Source organism: Polaribacter sp. (genome assembly GCF_049276715.1).
Taxonomy (GTDB): domain Bacteria; phylum Bacteroidota; class Bacteroidia; order Flavobacteriales; family Flavobacteriaceae; genus Polaribacter.
Genome location: NZ_JBASWY010000021.1, coordinates 1 through 17,859 on the forward strand (window position 1 = coordinate 1; position 17,859 = coordinate 17,859).

Genomic DNA, 17,859 nt, shown 5'->3' on the forward strand with positions numbered 1-17,859 from the left:
GCTCTATCTTCACTTAAGCTATAATTCCACATAATCCAAATTGCAATACCAGCAGTTAATGCAGGAATCGTAATATCTGCAATTCGTAAATTGGTCATTGTTTCAGCGCTTTGCGTTGGTGCATCTGAAATAAAACCTACAAACTTTAAAACGAATCCTTGTAATACTAAGGCTAAGGCTTGTCCCATTTTTACCATCCACCAATATATTGCACCAAAAGTTCCTTCTTTTCTTGGCATTCCGTTTTCTAATTCGTCCAAATCACAAACGTCTGCAGTCATACTCATCATTAATGTAAACAAACCACCTAAACCAAAAGCCATAAAAGGGATTGGCATAAACATTAACCAAGGATTACCAGGATCGAATCCCCACCATTTTAAAATATAACCAACAATAGAAATTAATGTGGATATTATAAATGCATTTTTTTTACCGAACTTTTCAGCAATGGCAGTAACGATTGGAATTACTGCAAATGCAGTAACAATAGCAGTTATTGTAGAAAACCAAGCAGGCCAGTGACCAGCCCCAGCAAAATCGCCATTAAACATGTAATAAACAATGATAAAAAAACTGAATGATGCAACTAATTGAAAGCCATTAAATACTAAAAACGTAGCACCACAAAGTCTCATAAAAGGTTTACTTTTAGATACTTGAACAATCCCTTTAAATAAATCTACCATATTAGAACCTAAAGATTTTAGGTTTATTTCTTTTCTATTTTCCATATTAGCAGAGTCTATTCCTCTACAAAATATTGCAGGTAAAACACCTAATAACATACAAATAACACCTACAATAATTGAAAGTTGACGAACACCAATTGCTTGTGTTGCGAACAAATCCTCATCAGCAATTAACACCCAAAACCAAGGCACAATCATCCAAGCAATTTGACCAATTGTTTGAGAAAATGCCATTAAACGTGTTCTTTCATTATAATCTGATGTCATTTCATAACCCAAACCAACTAAAGGCGTTGCAAACATTGTGTTACCAATTAGAAAAATCATAGAAAAAATTAAGAAATACCAGAAATTAAATGCCTGTGTATTCTCTGGATCTAATTGCCATAAAACAGCAAATAAAATTCCACTTAAAATTGCACCTACAAAAATGTATGGTCTTCTTCTACCCCATTTCGAATTTGTGTTATCTGAGATAAAACCCATAATTGGGTCTGTAATTGCATCAAAAATTCTTGGTAAACCACCTAATAAACCTGCTAAAACAGGATCCATTCCGAAAGCGGTTAATAAGAAAAACATAAAAATACCTAAAGCTCCAGGTAATAAATTTAGCACTAAATGACCTGCACCAAATGCAGCTTTTTGTCCAAATGGAACTTTACCCCTTGCTTTTTTTACTTGAGTTGACATATAAATTATTTTAGTTGGTTTTATTATTAGTTGACGGAATTACGATTGATTGAATTGCCTGTCCTTGTAATTGAATATTTACACTTTTATCACCTAAATTTATGGTTATATTCTTGGCGGATTCTTTTTCGTTAAATACTACTACTGCTATAGAGCCATCTGGATTTTCTGCTGCAGCAACCATCAGACTTTCATCAGAATTATTTACGCCTATTACCTGCGCATTTGGTCTTATGAACTTACTGAAATGAGCCATTGTGTAATATAGAGGTGTAAAATAAACTTCGTCTGTTTCTGGGTTTACAATTACTGGAGCTATGCACCAGTTTTTAAACCAATTTGGACCTCCTTGAGTATCTAAAACCATATTCCAATCAATCCAACCATCTACCCAATTATTTAAACAACCTATAATATCTCTGGCATATCTATTTACTGGAGAATATTTTGGATGCATATGCTTATCTTTTTCTGGAGCCCAAGTCCAGCCCCAATCTGTAGCTTCTTTTTTCCAATACCAAACATCGTCTTTCCAAACTGGAACTTCTGCATCTATGCACGCTTCTGATTGAATTAAATATTTATTGGGTGCTTTTTCATGCGCATATTGCAACTCTTCTGGATAATAATGAAAAGTACTTGCGTACCAATGAATAGCTGTACCATCAAAATATTTACTAGTTTCTTCGGTTTTATATTGAGAATCTACCCATTCGTTTAAATGTTCTCTGTTTTGATCATATCCTAAAATTTTTATGTTTGGATAATCTGATCTTAATTTGGGGCCTAAATAATTCACCACAAAATTGGTCATTTCATCTGGTGTATAATGCATACTTTCCCAGTTACTATCGTTTCCTAAGGGTTCGTTTTCTACTGTAAAACCCCAAATATCTATGCCTTCGTTTTTGTAAGCAGTTACATATTTAGAGAAAAATAATGCCCAAGTATCATAATATTCTGGTAATAATTTTCCTCCTGTCCATTGTTTATTGTCTTTCATCCAAGGTGAAGCTGTCCAAGGAGAAGAAAGTATTTTAAAGCCATCTTTAGATACTTTCATAGCATCTTTAATCATTGGAATGATATCATCTAAATCTTCTTCTATTGTGAAATGAATTAGCTCTGTATCATTTTCTACAGGTGCATACGAATATTGTCCTAAAGAAAAATCACAAGAATTCATGTGAGTTCTTGTCAAAGAATATTTTGCTCCACTTTCACCAAAATAAGCTTCAATAATTGAATCTCTATTTTTTTTACTTAATTTATTTAACAAATATGCAGAGGCTTCTGTAAATGAACCACCAAAACCAGTAATTGTTTGCAACTTTTGCTCTGGTAATAAAGTTATTTGAACATTATTCTCTTGGTTTTCTATCTCAGAAAAGTTCTCTAATTTCTTAAGATTGTTACCACTTGCAGAAGTTTCATATACCTCTACAACTAACTTATCTTGTGCAACATCACAACTTAAAATCATAATCGATACTAATAAATAAAAAAAGGATTTAATTTGTTTCATCATTTGTGCTCATTATCTTCTATAATCTGTATTTGGTACTAAAACCGTTTTCATTAATGCATCTTTATTGCCATTAAATGTTTTTTTAATTTCGTTTCCATCTCTTTTTAAATCTTTAAAAACTCCTTGATCTACCAAATCCCAAATTGGATATTTTGCTTCACCTTTTAAAGTAAATAATCCAAAGTGATTTTCTGATCCTTGTGGGTTATGAGCATCTTTCCATTGTTCATCAAAAGCTTCAAAATAAAAGCAAGAAACACCTTCTTTGTTTGTCCATTCTCTTAAATGCTTATAATATAAACCTTGCTTATACTCGTCTGTTGCCCTAGAACCATGAATCCCATAATGTCCATCAGAAATGCTAGCCCACCCAGTTTCTCCTATGTGAATGGTTTTAGTGCTATCGATGCTTTTTACAAAACTCGAAACATCTTTGTATTGTTGTTTTGCAAAATTCAACGCACGTAACATCGCTTTATCTACTTTTTCTATTTCAGTAAGATTTTGCTCATTGTCTGGAACTTTCCAAAAAGCTGGATTGTAATGCGAGTTGTGATATGCATACGTATGCATAGACACATAATCTACTGCTTTGATAATTTTTTTCAAATCATCAACTCTATAACTAGGATCTCCTCCACCCCAAGAAGCAAAGTCATCTGAACACGTAATCCATAAATCTTTGGATAATTTATTTTCTTTCTTTAAATTTTGTAAGTGATTTACCCATTTTAAAATAACATTTGGTCTTACAAAATAACTTGTTGCCCAGCGAATCATAGCTTCATTACCAACAGCAATTACTTTTACAATGTCTGGGTATTTATTAGCCAGTGCAACTGCTCTTGCAATTTCTCCTTCGTTTTCTGGACTTTCAATTTCGTGATTTGGAGCTAATTCTGTCCAAGCGTTTAAACAATCTATCCAAGCACCCAACATTACATACATTTCGAAATTAGGGTCTTCTTGTTTTAGTTGATGTATTGCTTCTAAAATATTAGCAGCATGAGGTAGTTTAGGTTGCACATTGTAGGTGCGTAAAATACGAATACCCATTGCATTCATTAACCTTAAATCTTCTTTTAATTGAGGTATTGTTGGTTGGTTATCTTCCCTTGATTTTTCTCTATATCCTCCATAAGAAATTGCCAAATATTTTGGATTTCCAAGAATATCTGCAGCTGTTAACTCTTTCTTTGTTATCGACATTTCTGTTTCTTTTTTTTCTTTTTTATTTACACAAGAAACCATAAAAATGAAGCAAGTTATCCATAAAAGAGTCTGCATTTTATTTTTCATAATTGTCTTGTTTTATGATGATTCGTTTTTCTTATTTTTCAGTTATTTTAGAATATTCTAATCCATATCCAAATTCGAATAATGGTATATTGTTTTTATCCCAAAAATTAGGACCGTATTTTCCTTTAAAACTTTCTATTGATAATGGCCACGAATGTGGTAATTTTCCTTTAAAATTATAATCTCCAAAAAGTACTTCTGCTACTCCATCACCTTCAGAACCCAATAACCAAGCTATTAAAAAAGCCTCTGATTGATTTATTTGTTCTGTAACCACTAAAGGTCTTCCAGAAACTAAAACTACGATTGTTTTAACCCCTTTTTCTTGATATGTTTTTATATATTTTTGATGTTCCTGTGTTAATGTTAACTGTAACTTATTAGATTCGTGGCCAATATCCCCAAAAAATTCTGCATATGGTTCCTCTCCTACAACTATAATTGCAACATCAGCATCAAAATGTTTTTTGGTTGCTGTTTTATCATATACAACTTCTCCTTTCGAATGTTTTGTTATACCGTCTAAAATTGTTGTTGCTCCTTTATAATTTTCTTTGGTTCCTTGCCAATTAATGGTCCAACCTCCAGATTGTAAGCCTGAATTATTGGCATGCTCGCCAACAACCACTATCTTTTTTGTTTCTTTTGATAAAGGAAGTATATCATTAGTGTTTTTTAATAATACCAGAGATTCTCTAACTGCTTGCTTTGCAACTTTTCTATGTTCTTTTATTCCGATTTTAGAAATAAAATCTTTATTTGGAAAAGGATTCTCGAATACCCCTAATTTAAATTTTTGACGTAAAATTCTTTTTACAGCATCATCAATTCTATCCATAGAAACTTCATTCGTTTCTACACCTTGTTTTACACCATCGAAAAAATCATCTAAATCACCATCAACAGCCATTACAACATCTACGCCTGCATTAATAATATCATTACCTCCAAAACGTGAATACGCTTTCCAATCAGAAACTACAATTCCTTTAAAATTCATTCCCACTTTTAAAGTATCTGTAATTAATGCTTTGTGAGCATGCATAGAAATTCCAGAAATTGTATTAAAAGATGCCATAATTGCACCAATATTTTCTTTCACTGCAACCCTGTAAGGTGCTAATAGCAAATGGTTTATTTCTTGACTAGACAAAGAAGTATTACCACCTTCAATACCATAATCTGTAGCTCCATCACCAACAAAATGTTTTGCTGTTGCCATTACTGATGTTGGGTTTTCTAAATTTCCTTGATGACCAGTAACTGATGCTTTTGTTAGCTTTTCTGTAAGTGCTGTACTTTCTGAAAATGCTTCATATACTCTACCCCACTTTTCATTTAAAGGAATTGCAATACAAGGTGAAAAAACCCAATTAAAACCAGTTGCTCTGCTTTCTAAAGCTGTTATTTTTGCAATTTCTTCTACCAATTTTTCATTTTGAGTTGCGCCTAAACCAATATTATGTGGAAAAATTGTTGCACCTTCAAAGGTGTTTTGCCCATGAACTGCATCAACTCCAAATAATAAAGGAATTCCTAATCTTGTTGATAAAGCTTTCTTTTGAAGCACTGTAAATCTTTTTTGCCAATCCAAAGCAGTTTTACCTGGCAAAGCACCTTGGGTATGAATAATAGAACCTATAAATTTATTGGTAATTTCCTCATCAGCATTTTCTTCAAAATGTCTAATTTGAGTCATTTGCCCAATTTTCTCTTCTAAAGTCATTAGCTTTAAAAGTGAATCTACTTTTTGTTCAATTATGTCATCTTTACTTATCTTCACTTCTTTTGTACAGGAAAAATTTATCAATAAAAAACAACAAATTAGGTATGCGTAATAGTTGCTTTTCATCAATATTATTTAATTATTGATACTTTTAAATGACTAATTTCATTGGTTCTGTCAAATAATTTAGAACTCGTTTCTTTATCTAAAGACAGACCATTAAAAATTAAATTATTATCATCATTAAAAATTACTTCAATTGCATTTTTTTCTGATAAAGAATAAATAATTGGTACTTGGCAATAGGTAAAACACAACTGGTTTTTATCAATGTTTAATTGCCTTTTTTCGTTGTTGATATCGATAAAATTAAAAACTTTAGCTTCCTTTAAAAACTCTGAAGTTTTTAATAAACGAGGCATAAAAACAATTTTTCCTTCTTCAACAAAAACACCTAACTCACCAAATCTACTTAACAAATCTTCTTTCACTTGACCTGTCATTCCTGGTTGTTGTGCTCCTTTTCCAGCTGGTGTATGAGAATATGCATCTGTTGGAAAAGCACCATATAATTCAGGTGATTTATGAACTCCAATTCCTGCATTTATTTCGTAATAATGATCTAATAATTTACCAATTATAGTTTCATCAGCATTGGAATTGATTGCCAATAAACAGTTTTCTTGCACTGCTAACAGCAACTTAGAAACCATGTGCCAATAAATTGAACCTAAACCTTCGTAACCAAAGAAAGTTCCTGAACGACCTGTAAATGATTTATGATCAAAAATTTCTTCAAAAACATCTAAAATGTATTTTGATTCTTTTTCAACTAAATCTTTATAATCTTCAGAAAGATTGGCTAATGCATTTTTAACACTGTTAGCATTATTAAAATTACCATTAAAATGAAAGTTCCCTAAAACATCTTTTTCAACTAATTGTCTGTTTTGATCAGCAACTAATTTTTGTAGTAATTTTGAGTTTTCAACTTTTTTAGCTGGAATATTATTTTTCTTGGTAAATCTTGGTAAATCTTTATTTGGATATAAAATATAGCTGTATTGGTCTGGTCTAAACAAAGCTGAAGCTTTTAAACCATCTAATAAACCTAAAGCTTGTGTTGGTGTTAAATAACCAGAACTTAAAGCAGCAACTTGCCCTTCTAACATTTCTGATAGATAAGAAATTGATACTTCTTCAGCATTTTCAATTGTCATTAAATTGTATGCATGATACATATTATCATCGCGTTTATTTGCTCTAATGCTATGCTCTAAATAATTTTTAGTGATAGCAAAAAAGTGTAATAATGATGTTTTTGTTAGTGATGATTTGTTTGTTGAAAATCCGTTTTTGTAAATAAATTCTCTATAATCACTTGCAGGATTTCCTAAGCCATCCAATACTCTTTTGCGTTCATTATGTGTAACATTTCTTGATAAAATAGTTGCTTTTTCATCTAACGTTTTTAAAATATCATTAAATAATGATGCGACTTCATCAGAAATTTCGATGTTATTTGCATTCGAATTTGCTACAATACCTTCAAAGAAATCAATGAATCTTCTTAAGTAATATAAAGTTACCATAGAAACTCCATTACCAACCAAAGCATTGTTGGCGTCATTCCATTCTGGTCTTTGCGTGTTTAACCAAATTCCACCTTCTGGAATAAAGTTGGATATTTTTGCTAAAACAGTAACTAGTAATTTTTCAATTAAATTTACTTTATAAGGATTGTTCTTTTTATCTCTTAATAAAGTACCATCTGCACCAATTTTATTTCTTCTTTCATCGATTTCTGAATTTAATTTGTAGTCAAAATCGATAGTATCTTTTGAATTTTTTAAAATATCTGCATAAGATTTTATCTTATAAGGAACATTTGCATACACAAAAACATCGTCTGAAAATAATGAAGCTAATTTAGCAGGATAATGTTTTTCTATAAATTCTAAGAATTTTAACAAATAGATTATTTGATGATCACCCCAATAACCTATGTAAGACCAAGGATCGTGTTCTTCTATAATTTCCCAATCAAAACCGCCTTTTGTAACTCTATAAGGATTGTAACCATCGAAAGTTGTAGCGTTTAAAAATTTGTGAATCATACTCTCTATAAACTGAGGATATGAATGTGCTAAAGCTTCCCAGTTTTGAAAAATATCTCTCCAGTTACCTTCGTAATCTAAAATTTTAGAACCGTCAATTTCACTTTTTGTATTGATAGAAAACTTATTCCAAGGTCTACTTGGATCTCCATGTCTTCTGCTAAACTTTAATGGTAAATATTCTAAACACAAACGTTTAAAATCTTTATCATCATCATTTTCTGCTAATTTTTTGATAAAATCTAACGTGAATTTTTCTGGTAAAGTTGCTAAAGTATCTTTTTTGGCTGCAAATAATTGCTTATTTGCGTTTGATAAATAGGTTTTAAAATCGTCTTTTTCGATTGTGTAATTATCATCAAAAATTCCACCTCTCATGATGTTGAAAAGTGTGTTTGAAAAATGTCTTGTATTGATTAATGGATCGTTTGAAAGTTGCAATCCATCTGAAGCTGCTGCTAATCTTATTAACTTTTTAGTACCTTCATTAATACTGTTATCTATTAATAAGGCAACATTTTCATCATTTTTAATTAATTCAGAAATTCGAGTTACATCAGAAACAGTTTGATTTACATTGGCTACTTGCATCCAATTTTTTTCACTGTTCGCTTTTAAAGTTATTTCTGCATTTAAAAAGTAAGCACCTTTTTCTGCTTTTACATCAACTTCTTGCTCAAGTGGAATATTATTTCTAAAATTACTTAGCTGTTCAGATGACAATAAATATGTTGGATTTTTCAATCCTAAAGACCAAACTATGTTTGCCTTTAATGCTTCACTTGGTTCTGCTTTGTCTACAATTATTGCACTTAAAGCATATATACCCAAACCAACTTCTGCTTCTAATTCACATTTTTTATATGCGTCTACCAAATTACTTCTTGTAGCTTGCAAATCTGAATTTACACCATAAGGTAAAAGATTTTGCAAACCGTCTAATAAATCCACACTAATGTTTTCATTAGCCTTATTTTCTAATGTTGCTTTTCTTACAAAACCGTACTCGTCACTAGAATTCCATTCGTATTTAAAAGTTACGCCTAAATCGTTATTTATTTCTTCGAAAATAATTTTATTGCCGTAAATATTTTTATATAAATTTCTAGTAATTTTAAAAATACCAGCTTGTCTATCAGAAAATGGTTCCCATAAGTGAAATTTTCCATTCTTATGGATTCTAAATATTGATTTAGAACCTGTAATTTCTGCTAGTTCTGTAATTTTATCATCAGTGTAATAAGGAAATAAAGAGTAATCAGCATTTTTTCTACCTGCAGTTAAACCTCCATTACTTGATATAAACATCCAATGATTTGAGTCTGAGACAATGGTCATAAAAAAAGGACGCATTGCATGACTGTTAGATATTTTATAAAAAGATTCGTTTTGAATTGTTACTAATTCTCCAGTGATATTTTTTGAAATAGACATATTTCTTATGGCGAGTAAGTTGGTTACTCATTAATTTTAGTTAGTTAGGATCTACTTTTTCTTTACATTCAACAACAAACATTTTGTTAAATGTTATAAAAAGAATGATGATAAAAACAAATTATCATCATTCTTTTATTCTTCTTTTTTTTTATTGATAAACTCTTACGTAATCAACAATCATTTCTTGAGGAAAAACTGTTTCTGCATTTGGTGGTCCACCTACAAACGTACCTCCAACAGCAATATTCAAAATGATGTAGAATTCTCTATCATTAAAAACCCAATCTGTACCTGCTGGTAAATCTGCTGGTGTTATTTGATTGTATAAAACATCATCTACATAATAATTGATATAATTTTCACCCCATTCAATACCAAAAACATGAAAATCAGTATCAAAACGACTATTTGACAATTGGTAACTTTTGGTAATGGCATTTGCTGCTGAATAACCTGGACCATGAATTGTACCATGAGTTATAGTTGGCTCTTGACCTCTGTTTTCCATAATATCAATTTCACCTCTTTCAGGCCAAGTAATTGTTCCATTTGCATCATCACCTAACATCCAAAAAGCTGGCCATAAACCTTGACCCCAAGGTAATTTTATACGAGCTTCAATTCTACCAAACTTTGTTTGGAATTTTCCTTTTGTTAATATTCGAGCAGATGTATAGCCTGAGGTTAAAAAAGATTCTTTTTTAGCAATAATGTGCAACATTCCGTCTTTTACAACTACATTTTCTGAACGATCCGTGTAATATTGTAATTCATTATTTCCCCAACCAGGAATTCCTTGTGCAGTTCCATCACCTAATTCGTAAACCCAATATGGACTTAAAGGCGCTCCATCAACCTCAAAATTATCTTCCCAAATTAATCTATTTAGTTTTGTTACTGTTTGGGTTTCGCTAGAATCACAACTTGAAAATATTACCATTAAAACTATTAAGGGAATTATATTTACTATTCTATTATTTTTTAATTTCATATCTATTGTTTTTAATTTTATTTATAGAAATAAATGTTATCTACTAAAATATTTTTGATGGATGCATCTGTTACAAATACTATTTGCGCTAGGTTGAATTTACCTCTTAAAGAACTTAAAGTTGACAATTGCACATCGTAGCTTGCCCAATTATTCGTAGATAAAGTAGATGGTGTTAATCTAACTTCACCACTTGTATCATTACCTCCACCAAAAGCATTATCACTTCCTATGTCTACTAAACGAACTACTAAAAAATCCGATGCTTGCATCGCTTCTTCAACTCTAACATCGATATGAAAATGGGTCATTCCTGAAACGTTTATGGTAGGTTGGGTAAATTGAATTCCTACAAAGTTTAATTCAGAATACTTAATAATATTATCTCCATTAATATTGATATCATTTTGCCCTAAAGTTGTTTGAAAAGGTGCCCAATAACCATTATAATAGTCTACTTGTTTATTTACATATGCATCACTAAATATAGAAATTACATTTGAGGCATTTACTGTTGGAGTTGGTGCTGGTGTAAAGGGACCTAAAGATTCTAATTGCAAAGATCCTTCTGCTGTTACACCACCAATTGAAGCTGTAATTTTTGCAGTTCCTGCACCAGTTACAGTAACTTTACCAAATTCATCTACTGTTGCTACTGATGCGTCTGATGTTTCAAAATCAAAATATCCAGGTGCTGCACCTACAGCAGGATTTGTACCATCTTCTAAATTAAAGGTTTGCGTTAAACCATCAATGGTTATTGCTGAACCTATAAACGTTTGTTGAGCTATGTTTTGGCTGTTTAAAATAGCAGGTCTTGGTTGAGCTACAGTTCCTAATTTTTCGAATTGAACTTCGTCCAACCAAAAAGTATAACCACCTTCGTCATTCGCATTCTGTGCTCCTTCTGCATACCAAAAAAGCCCTGTTTCCTGTGTTAATTTCGACGGATCAGGAATTGGAACAATGTATTTTCTCCATTGCGTTGTAATTGGTAAATTACTTCTTACAGCTCTGTATTTATTTCCATTAGACTCTGTTAAACCAAAACCAATTTCATTAATTATTGCTCCTTTCGATGCTTTCGCCCAAAAAGTTAATGCATCGTAACCTGACAAGTCTCTAGGTGAGCTTGTAGGGAAATTTGCACCACCATAACCCGCTCCAAAAACTGGAATATCAAATCGCATTGATGCTGATCCTTGATAAACTTCTTTCGTATCTACTGAAAAAGCTTCTTGATAAGAATCGCCAAAAGGAAAGTAATCTAAACCTCCACTAAAAGCATCAATAAAAATACTTCCATCTTTTGAGAAAGTTGTTAAAACCGCTTGATCAGAAATTTCTCTTTCACAGCTTATAAATGCAAATGAAAACAAGCCTAAAATTAGAGCCGTTTTTAAATTTGTGTTTTTAAAATTTTTCATTTTATTATTTTTAATATTTTATGTTTTTACTTTGTAAATCATAATTTAATTATGAAAATAAATATTATCAACATATATATTATCTAAAGTAGAAGCGCTATTTAAAACAATTTGCGCTAATGCATCTCTTCTAGATAATCCTAAAGTACTCATGTCTATTGTTAAACTCATCCATTGTTTAGAAACTAAAACTGTACTGTTAAATACAGCTCCTGCTCTTGAATTGGGTTGATTAAAGTCTATTAAATCTATGTACATTACAGATGGCGCTATAATTGGGCTTGTTGTATACATATCTATGTGCATGTATCTCATTCCAGAAGCATTAACAGTTGGATTGGCAAATTGTATACCCACAAAGTTTAACTTACTGTAATTAATCATTGAATTATTATTAACAGAAATTTCAGATGATTCTGTTACTTGATAAGGTTGCCAATAACCATTAAAGAAGTCTACATTTATGTTTGTATAGCTATCACTATAAACGGATATTACTTGACTTGGGTCGTGAGTTGGTGTTGGTGCTGATTGGAATGGAATTGATTCAATTGTTAATGATCCTAAAACTGGTTTGTTATTAAAACTTGCAGTTATTTTTACATTACCAGGAGCATGAATAGAAATTATTCCAGCCTCATTAACGGTTGCTATGTTTATATCTGAAGATTCAAATGTAAAATACGAGGGCGCTATTTGAATTGTTTGATTTGCACCTGAACCTAAATTTACTGTTTGAGTTAAACCATCTATTTTAATTTGAGAATTTACAAAACCTGTTAAAGATTTGTTTTGACCATTAAAAATTGCGGTTCTATATTGCCCTAAGTTTCCTAATTTTTCAAACTTTAGTTCATCAATCCAAATTGAATATCCATTTCCATTTTCTGGACCTTCTGAATACCAAAACATACCTTTTTCATTAATTAATTTCGAAGCATCTGGTAATGCAATGGTATACTTTTCCCAATCTGTAGAAATTTTTAAATCTCTGAGTGTTACAATATATTTGTTTTCTTCAAAATCTTGTCCAAAACCAATTTCATTTATAGTACCTGAAGAGGATCCTTTAGCCCAAAAAGTAAGCGCATCAAAACCAGATAAATCTCTACCTGATGCAGTTTTAAAAATTGCACCTGCATATGGTCCTTTTGGGTTTCCTACATTTGGTACATTTAAACGCATAGAAGAAGAACCCATGTATTTAACCTCTGTATCTACTCTAAAAGCATCGAAATTAGAGTTTGCAAATGGAAAATAATCTAATCCAGCACTAAAACCATCTATATAAACATCACCTATTGTAGGAAAAGTAGCTAATTCTGCTTCGCTAGACAATTCTCTTTCGCAATTGGAAAAAGTTATGAATGCGAAAACCAACATCGCTATTGTTGCAATTGATTTAAGTTTTATATTATTTTTTAGTTTCATATATTATTTACCAATATTAATATGAATATAGGTTCTTATTTCCCATTCAGAACCGTTTGGAAAACCTACAGGACTAATTGTTGGTGCTGTAGCAAATTCAGAAGATGTAGCATTAGGAGAATATCTTGGAGAATATTGATTTAAAGACCTCCAAGTACCCATAATACCTACTTTAGTATCTGGTAAAATAAACCAATCTGGTTTGCCAACAGATGTAGAAAAATCTAATATAAATTGTAAAGGGAAGGTTAGGTTAAAATCTCTATGGTAATCAAAAGGCCCCCAATCGTTTACCTTCACCATTCCAGTTAATTTCATTTTATTATAAATCATTCTTAAATCTGCTCCAAAACGTGTTATCGTTCTTTCGCTATCACCATTTGCTTGACCTGTACCATAGTAAAAGTTTGAAATGAAACCAAATTCTGGTCTTAATTTAGATATAACTCTAGAATGAAGTTCCCATAAATCTTGTGCAGGTGCTGAGTTCGCAAAACGAAGTAATGAACGATTTGCTTGAAAACCAATAGCTGCATCTTGTGTAGTTGGTAAATGACGATAAACAAAACCTAAATTCATTGCGAATTTTGCATCTTCTGCTCTATCATTATCAAACTCATACATATAAGTTGCAGGAGTTGGATCGAAGGTTAATAAAATTTCTCCAGCAGTGGTTTCTCTACTTCCTGCTCTAACTGCAAAAGGATCATCTACGAAATTTCTTAATCTACCTGGAGCTCCAATATCATTAGGCATTGGCCCTACTAATGGTTTTTGGTACATAAAGTTAGGAGCTACTTGCCATTTACTTCCGAAATTGTAAGCAAATCCCGTTAAAAAATTTGTCATATTTCCACTACCAGAATCTTTCAATTTCCACCCAGTAAAGGTTAATGTTTGATCTGCTCCACCATTTGCAACTAAGCCCATTATTGAACCTTGTGCATACGCATTGAAACCACCTTTTGTATAGGTAACTTTTGCTTTACCACCCCAATTGTCTTTAGATTGAATTCTATCATTAAAAACTGTATAATTACCAGCTGTACCTGTTGTAACTTGATAAGTTCTACCATTTAAAGGTCTACCTGCCCAAATTGCACCCAGTTGAAATCCGAAATTATCGAACTCTCTAGCAATTGCTATTGTTGCTCTTTCTGTTGGTAATGCAGGAATTACACCTGTTCTAGCCTGAGTAGGATCTAAAACTCGATTTCCATTCGCATCAATACCATTACCTGAAACAATATCTTTATGATATAAAGCAGAGAAATCATAATTTCCTAATTTTCTGGTATATTTTAATAAAACTGCTGGGTTTGCTCCCCACCAAAGTTGAGGGCCAAATGCAGCTTTTACGCCATCTAAAACTCCTTTTCCATCTACTTCTACACCAAGAATTTCACCATTATATATATCTAAATTTGGACCATAATAAGCCTCTGGATATAAGCCAAATAAATCACCTTCATAACCCCAATGATAATGCCCTGTTCTGTAGAAACCACGCATATCAAAATCTTTTGCATTCCATTCAAATTCAGCATTATATACGCGTAATCTGTTATTATCTGTTAAAGTTACCACTCCATTTGGTGAATCTACTTGAATTGGTCTTCCAACATTTTCGTAAAAAATATCGTCAATAGGATTTCCTGCCACGTTTCCTAAAATATTAAAATTAACCTCAGCACTCATATTTTCTGAAGGTTTACCTGCAACTCCTACATAATAAGATTGCATATGGTCGAAACCTCTTCTGTCTGGATAAGTTTGTCCTGAACCATCAGAAAATTCAGGTGTGGTAAGTAAAGAGCCACCAGTGTTAAAAGTGGTAAACTCTGCTCTTAAATTGCTTAATTTTATTTTTTGATTATCTCCTAATGCAGCTCTATCTCCTCTTGCTCTTAAAACCGCATCCATTAAATTAATTTTTGCAAAATGACTTTGAAAATCTGCATAGCTACTTGCAAAAGGGTTAAATTGATGAGCCTCTTTTAATGCATAGTAAGACGCTCTTGGATATAATGTATACAAACCTCTTACATCTGTAGGACCTTTTGCTGCAATACCAAACCATTCTTCATTCATGTTTTTATCCCCTGGCTTTGCCTGGTCTCTGCTATAACCATTACTAGGCCAATTAGCCTTGGTATCATGAACGTCTGCATTTTTTCTTTCATCAAAACCTGATTTAAACCATCCATCACTAGATTGAAATGTAAAACCTCCTAAAGAATTTTCAGCTTTACCTAAGCCATATGCGTTTTCATAAATTTCTTTCCAATTACTTAACATATAAATTGCCTGCATTAACTGATCCTCTTTATTGTCTCTAGCATTAAAAGCATCCGAACCAAATTCAGTAAATAGTACAGGTTTATTAAATTCATTTTTAATTCTATCAAAGGCATCTACAAAAGATTCTCCACGATACATATTCGTTCCGTAAATGTCAATATCTTTACATTGTTCTGCAACAATATCTAAATACAATAAATCACCATTACAAATACCTATTGGATGAGAAGTATCTACTTTTTTCATAGCCAATGTAGCATCATTAAATAATTTATACATTGCTCTTGCTTCAGCTCTTTTAGCTTCATCTTGATCATTAATAACGATTCCTTCATCCGTTTCTGCGCCTTCCCAAGTTAAGTGATAATTGTTTTCGTTACCTAACATGAATAGTAAAAGACCTGGTGTATTTGCATACATTTTGGTCATTTTTACAGATTCATCAATAAGATGTTTTCGTACTTTAGGGTCTGCATATTTTGTTTGTGGATTCCAAACACCATCGATTGTAAGACCATAAGCACCAAACTGATGATTGATCATGGTGTAAATACCAAAATTCTCATACATATAAGTAATCCATTTTGGCGGCATACCTATATATGTTCTAATGGCATTTACACCCATATTTTGCCATAAGGGCATTTCTTCATCTAAGGCAGCTTTAATTATTTCATCTGGTTTTTCCCAAAATTTTGCATCAAGTACGTTATAACCAATTGGAACATAATCCCAGTTAATACCATTAACAATAAAATCTTTCCCATTCACCACAAGTTTGGAACCTTGGTCGTCATTCACAACTATTACCTTAGCTACATTCTGCGAAAAAATACTTGAAGTAACTAAAAAAAGCAACAATCTTAAAAAAATGTTCTTCATAAATTTGGTTTTAAAATTAAGATTTGCCCAACTTGTAGAGGAAAGCAAAATCGGTTATACTATTTGATAAATTAAACTTTTATAAATTTAAAGCGTTTATTCTGTGATATTCTTAAAAAACACCCCAACAACACATATACAATTTAAAAAACTGACAAATCCCTTGATTTAATATACTTTAGGTAAGCTTCTAATTCATATACTCTTTTTACATGTTGTGGCAATGTATGGAAATTTGAATGAGATCTTACTAAAAAAACTAGGTTAAAAAAATTATTAAAATGAATAGAAATATTTGATTCTTAAATTAAAGTATCAAAAAAGACTCCAATATTATAATCGAGTTATAAAAAAAATCTATTAAACAACAAAGGTCAGATTAACTGACCTTTGTTTGTTTTTAATTATTTAGTTATTCTAAAACTAAAATGAACCACCAATCAAATCCTGCATTTCCATCTGTAGTTTTAAGAATCATTTCATTAGGAGTGTTTCTATCAAAAATTTGATATTGATGATTTCCTCCTGTATAATATCCTATAAAGCTAAAACCTGAAAGAGCTATAGTTTCTACACCTCCAGGAGCAATAAGAGAATACGTTCCTGAATAATCTGCATACACATAATTTTCTATATCTGCACCATTCACATTTCCTCCTGTATTTGGACCTAAATCATTTACTATTAAAGGATCTCTTCCAAAAATATCACCATTTGTCATATGCATAAAAGTACCATCTGAACTAAATATAAATCTATCATCATACATACCAACACCTGCTTTTTCATCTGGTGCTGCTGAAAACCATTCTGATAGGACAGATCCTCCAACTGGACCTAATCCAAAATGACCAGGTTTTGCAGATTGAATTTTCCAAGTTCTTGATGTTAAGGCTGCCGGATTTGCAGGATCGAAGCCATACAATTTAGCTATTAATGCTTCTGGTGGAGCATAAGTTGCAAGCACATCTACTTGAATTGTTTTACTAGAAGTAACTCCTCCAGTACCTGAAGCAATAGCAGTAATTGTATATGTGTTTAAACCTAACTTACTAAATACAATCGTTTGCTCACCCGAAAGTGCTAAATAGTCTGTACCTTCATAAACTAGTTTATATGAAACAGCATTATCTGCAGTTACAGTGAATTTAACTTCACCACTTCCATCTCCATTAGGATTACTTGCATCAGAACCAGTAATTTCTGCTGTAATTTGAATATTTGTTGGTGTTATAATCTCTCCAAAAGAATATTTTTCTTCTTGACAACTGTAAAAAACAGTTGCCAAGGTGAATAATAATAGGTAATATAATTTATTAATATTTTTCATTTTAT

General features: G+C 31.7%; 10 protein-coding genes. All 10 read right to left on the reverse strand.

Annotation, left to right across the window (positions count from 1 at the left end; genetic code table 11):
* Positions 1 to 1,385 (reverse strand): MFS transporter (locus tag WAO74_RS05145; protein ID WP_422160104.1); only part of this gene is annotated, 1,385 nt, incomplete at its 3' end.
* Between the two features lie 10 nt (positions 1,386 to 1,395).
* Positions 1,396 to 2,910, reverse strand: a complete 1,515-nt coding sequence (locus WAO74_RS05150; protein ID WP_422160105.1) for a glycoside hydrolase family 30 protein — start codon at positions 2,908 to 2,910, stop codon at positions 1,396 to 1,398.
* A 12-nt stretch (positions 2,911 to 2,922) separates the two neighbouring features.
* Positions 2,923 to 4,212, reverse strand: coding sequence for a glycosyl hydrolase family 17 protein (locus WAO74_RS05155; protein ID WP_422160106.1), 1,290 nt, complete (start codon positions 4,210 to 4,212; stop codon positions 2,923 to 2,925).
* 31 nt (positions 4,213 to 4,243) lie between these two features.
* Complete coding sequence (locus WAO74_RS05160) at positions 4,244 to 5,995, reverse strand: glycoside hydrolase family 3 protein (protein ID WP_422160108.1); 1,752 nt, start codon at positions 5,993 to 5,995, stop codon at positions 4,244 to 4,246.
* Between the two features lie 74 nt (positions 5,996 to 6,069).
* Positions 6,070 to 9,489 (reverse strand): hypothetical protein, encoded by a 3,420-nt coding sequence (locus tag WAO74_RS05165; RefSeq protein WP_422160109.1) that lies wholly within the window; start codon positions 9,487 to 9,489, stop codon positions 6,070 to 6,072.
* Between the two features lie 151 nt (positions 9,490 to 9,640).
* A complete protein-coding gene (locus WAO74_RS05170; RefSeq protein ID WP_422160111.1) occupies positions 9,641 to 10,483 on the reverse strand; it encodes a glycoside hydrolase family 16 protein in 843 nt (280 codons plus the stop codon).
* A 17-nt stretch (positions 10,484 to 10,500) separates the two neighbouring features.
* Entirely contained in the window at positions 10,501 to 11,910 is a 1,410-nt protein-coding gene (locus WAO74_RS05175) for a hypothetical protein (protein ID WP_422160112.1), read from the reverse strand.
* 45 nt (positions 11,911 to 11,955) lie between these two features.
* Positions 11,956 to 13,341, reverse strand: a complete 1,386-nt coding sequence (locus tag WAO74_RS05180) for a glycosyl hydrolase family 16 (RefSeq protein WP_422160114.1) — start codon at positions 13,339 to 13,341, stop codon at positions 11,956 to 11,958.
* A gap of 3 nt (positions 13,342 to 13,344) precedes the next feature.
* Entirely contained in the window at positions 13,345 to 16,524 is a 3,180-nt protein-coding gene (locus WAO74_RS05185; protein ID WP_422160115.1) for a glycoside hydrolase family 2 TIM barrel-domain containing protein, read from the reverse strand.
* A gap of 412 nt (positions 16,525 to 16,936) precedes the next feature.
* A complete protein-coding gene (locus WAO74_RS05190) occupies positions 16,937 to 17,854 on the reverse strand; it encodes a glucan endo-1,3-beta-D-glucosidase (protein ID WP_422160117.1) in 918 nt (305 codons plus the stop codon).
* Positions 17,855 to 17,859 lie beyond the last annotated feature (5 nt).

Excerpts from the sequence above, each read along its gene's own strand:
- WAO74_RS05150 (WP_422160105.1), bottom strand. The coding sequence starts at position 2,910 with ATGAAACAAATTAAATCCTTTTTTTATTTATTAGTATCGATTATGATT.
- WAO74_RS05155 (WP_422160106.1), bottom strand. The coding sequence starts at position 4,212 with ATGAAAAATAAAATGCAGACTCTTTTATGGATAACTTGCTTCATTTTT.
- WAO74_RS05165 (WP_422160109.1), bottom strand. The coding sequence starts at position 9,489 with ATGTCTATTTCAAAAAATATCACTGGAGAATTAGTAACAATTCAAAAC.
- WAO74_RS05170 (WP_422160111.1), bottom strand. The coding sequence starts at position 10,483 with ATGAAATTAAAAAATAATAGAATAGTAAATATAATTCCCTTAATAGTT.
- WAO74_RS05175 (WP_422160112.1), bottom strand. The coding sequence starts at position 11,910 with ATGAAAAATTTTAAAAACACAAATTTAAAAACGGCTCTAATTTTAGGC.
- WAO74_RS05180 (WP_422160114.1), bottom strand. The coding sequence starts at position 13,341 with ATGAAACTAAAAAATAATATAAAACTTAAATCAATTGCAACAATAGCG.
- WAO74_RS05185 (WP_422160115.1), bottom strand. The coding sequence starts at position 16,524 with ATGAAGAACATTTTTTTAAGATTGTTGCTTTTTTTAGTTACTTCAAGT.
- WAO74_RS05190 (WP_422160117.1), bottom strand. The coding sequence starts at position 17,854 with ATGAAAAATATTAATAAATTATATTACCTATTATTATTCACCTTGGCA.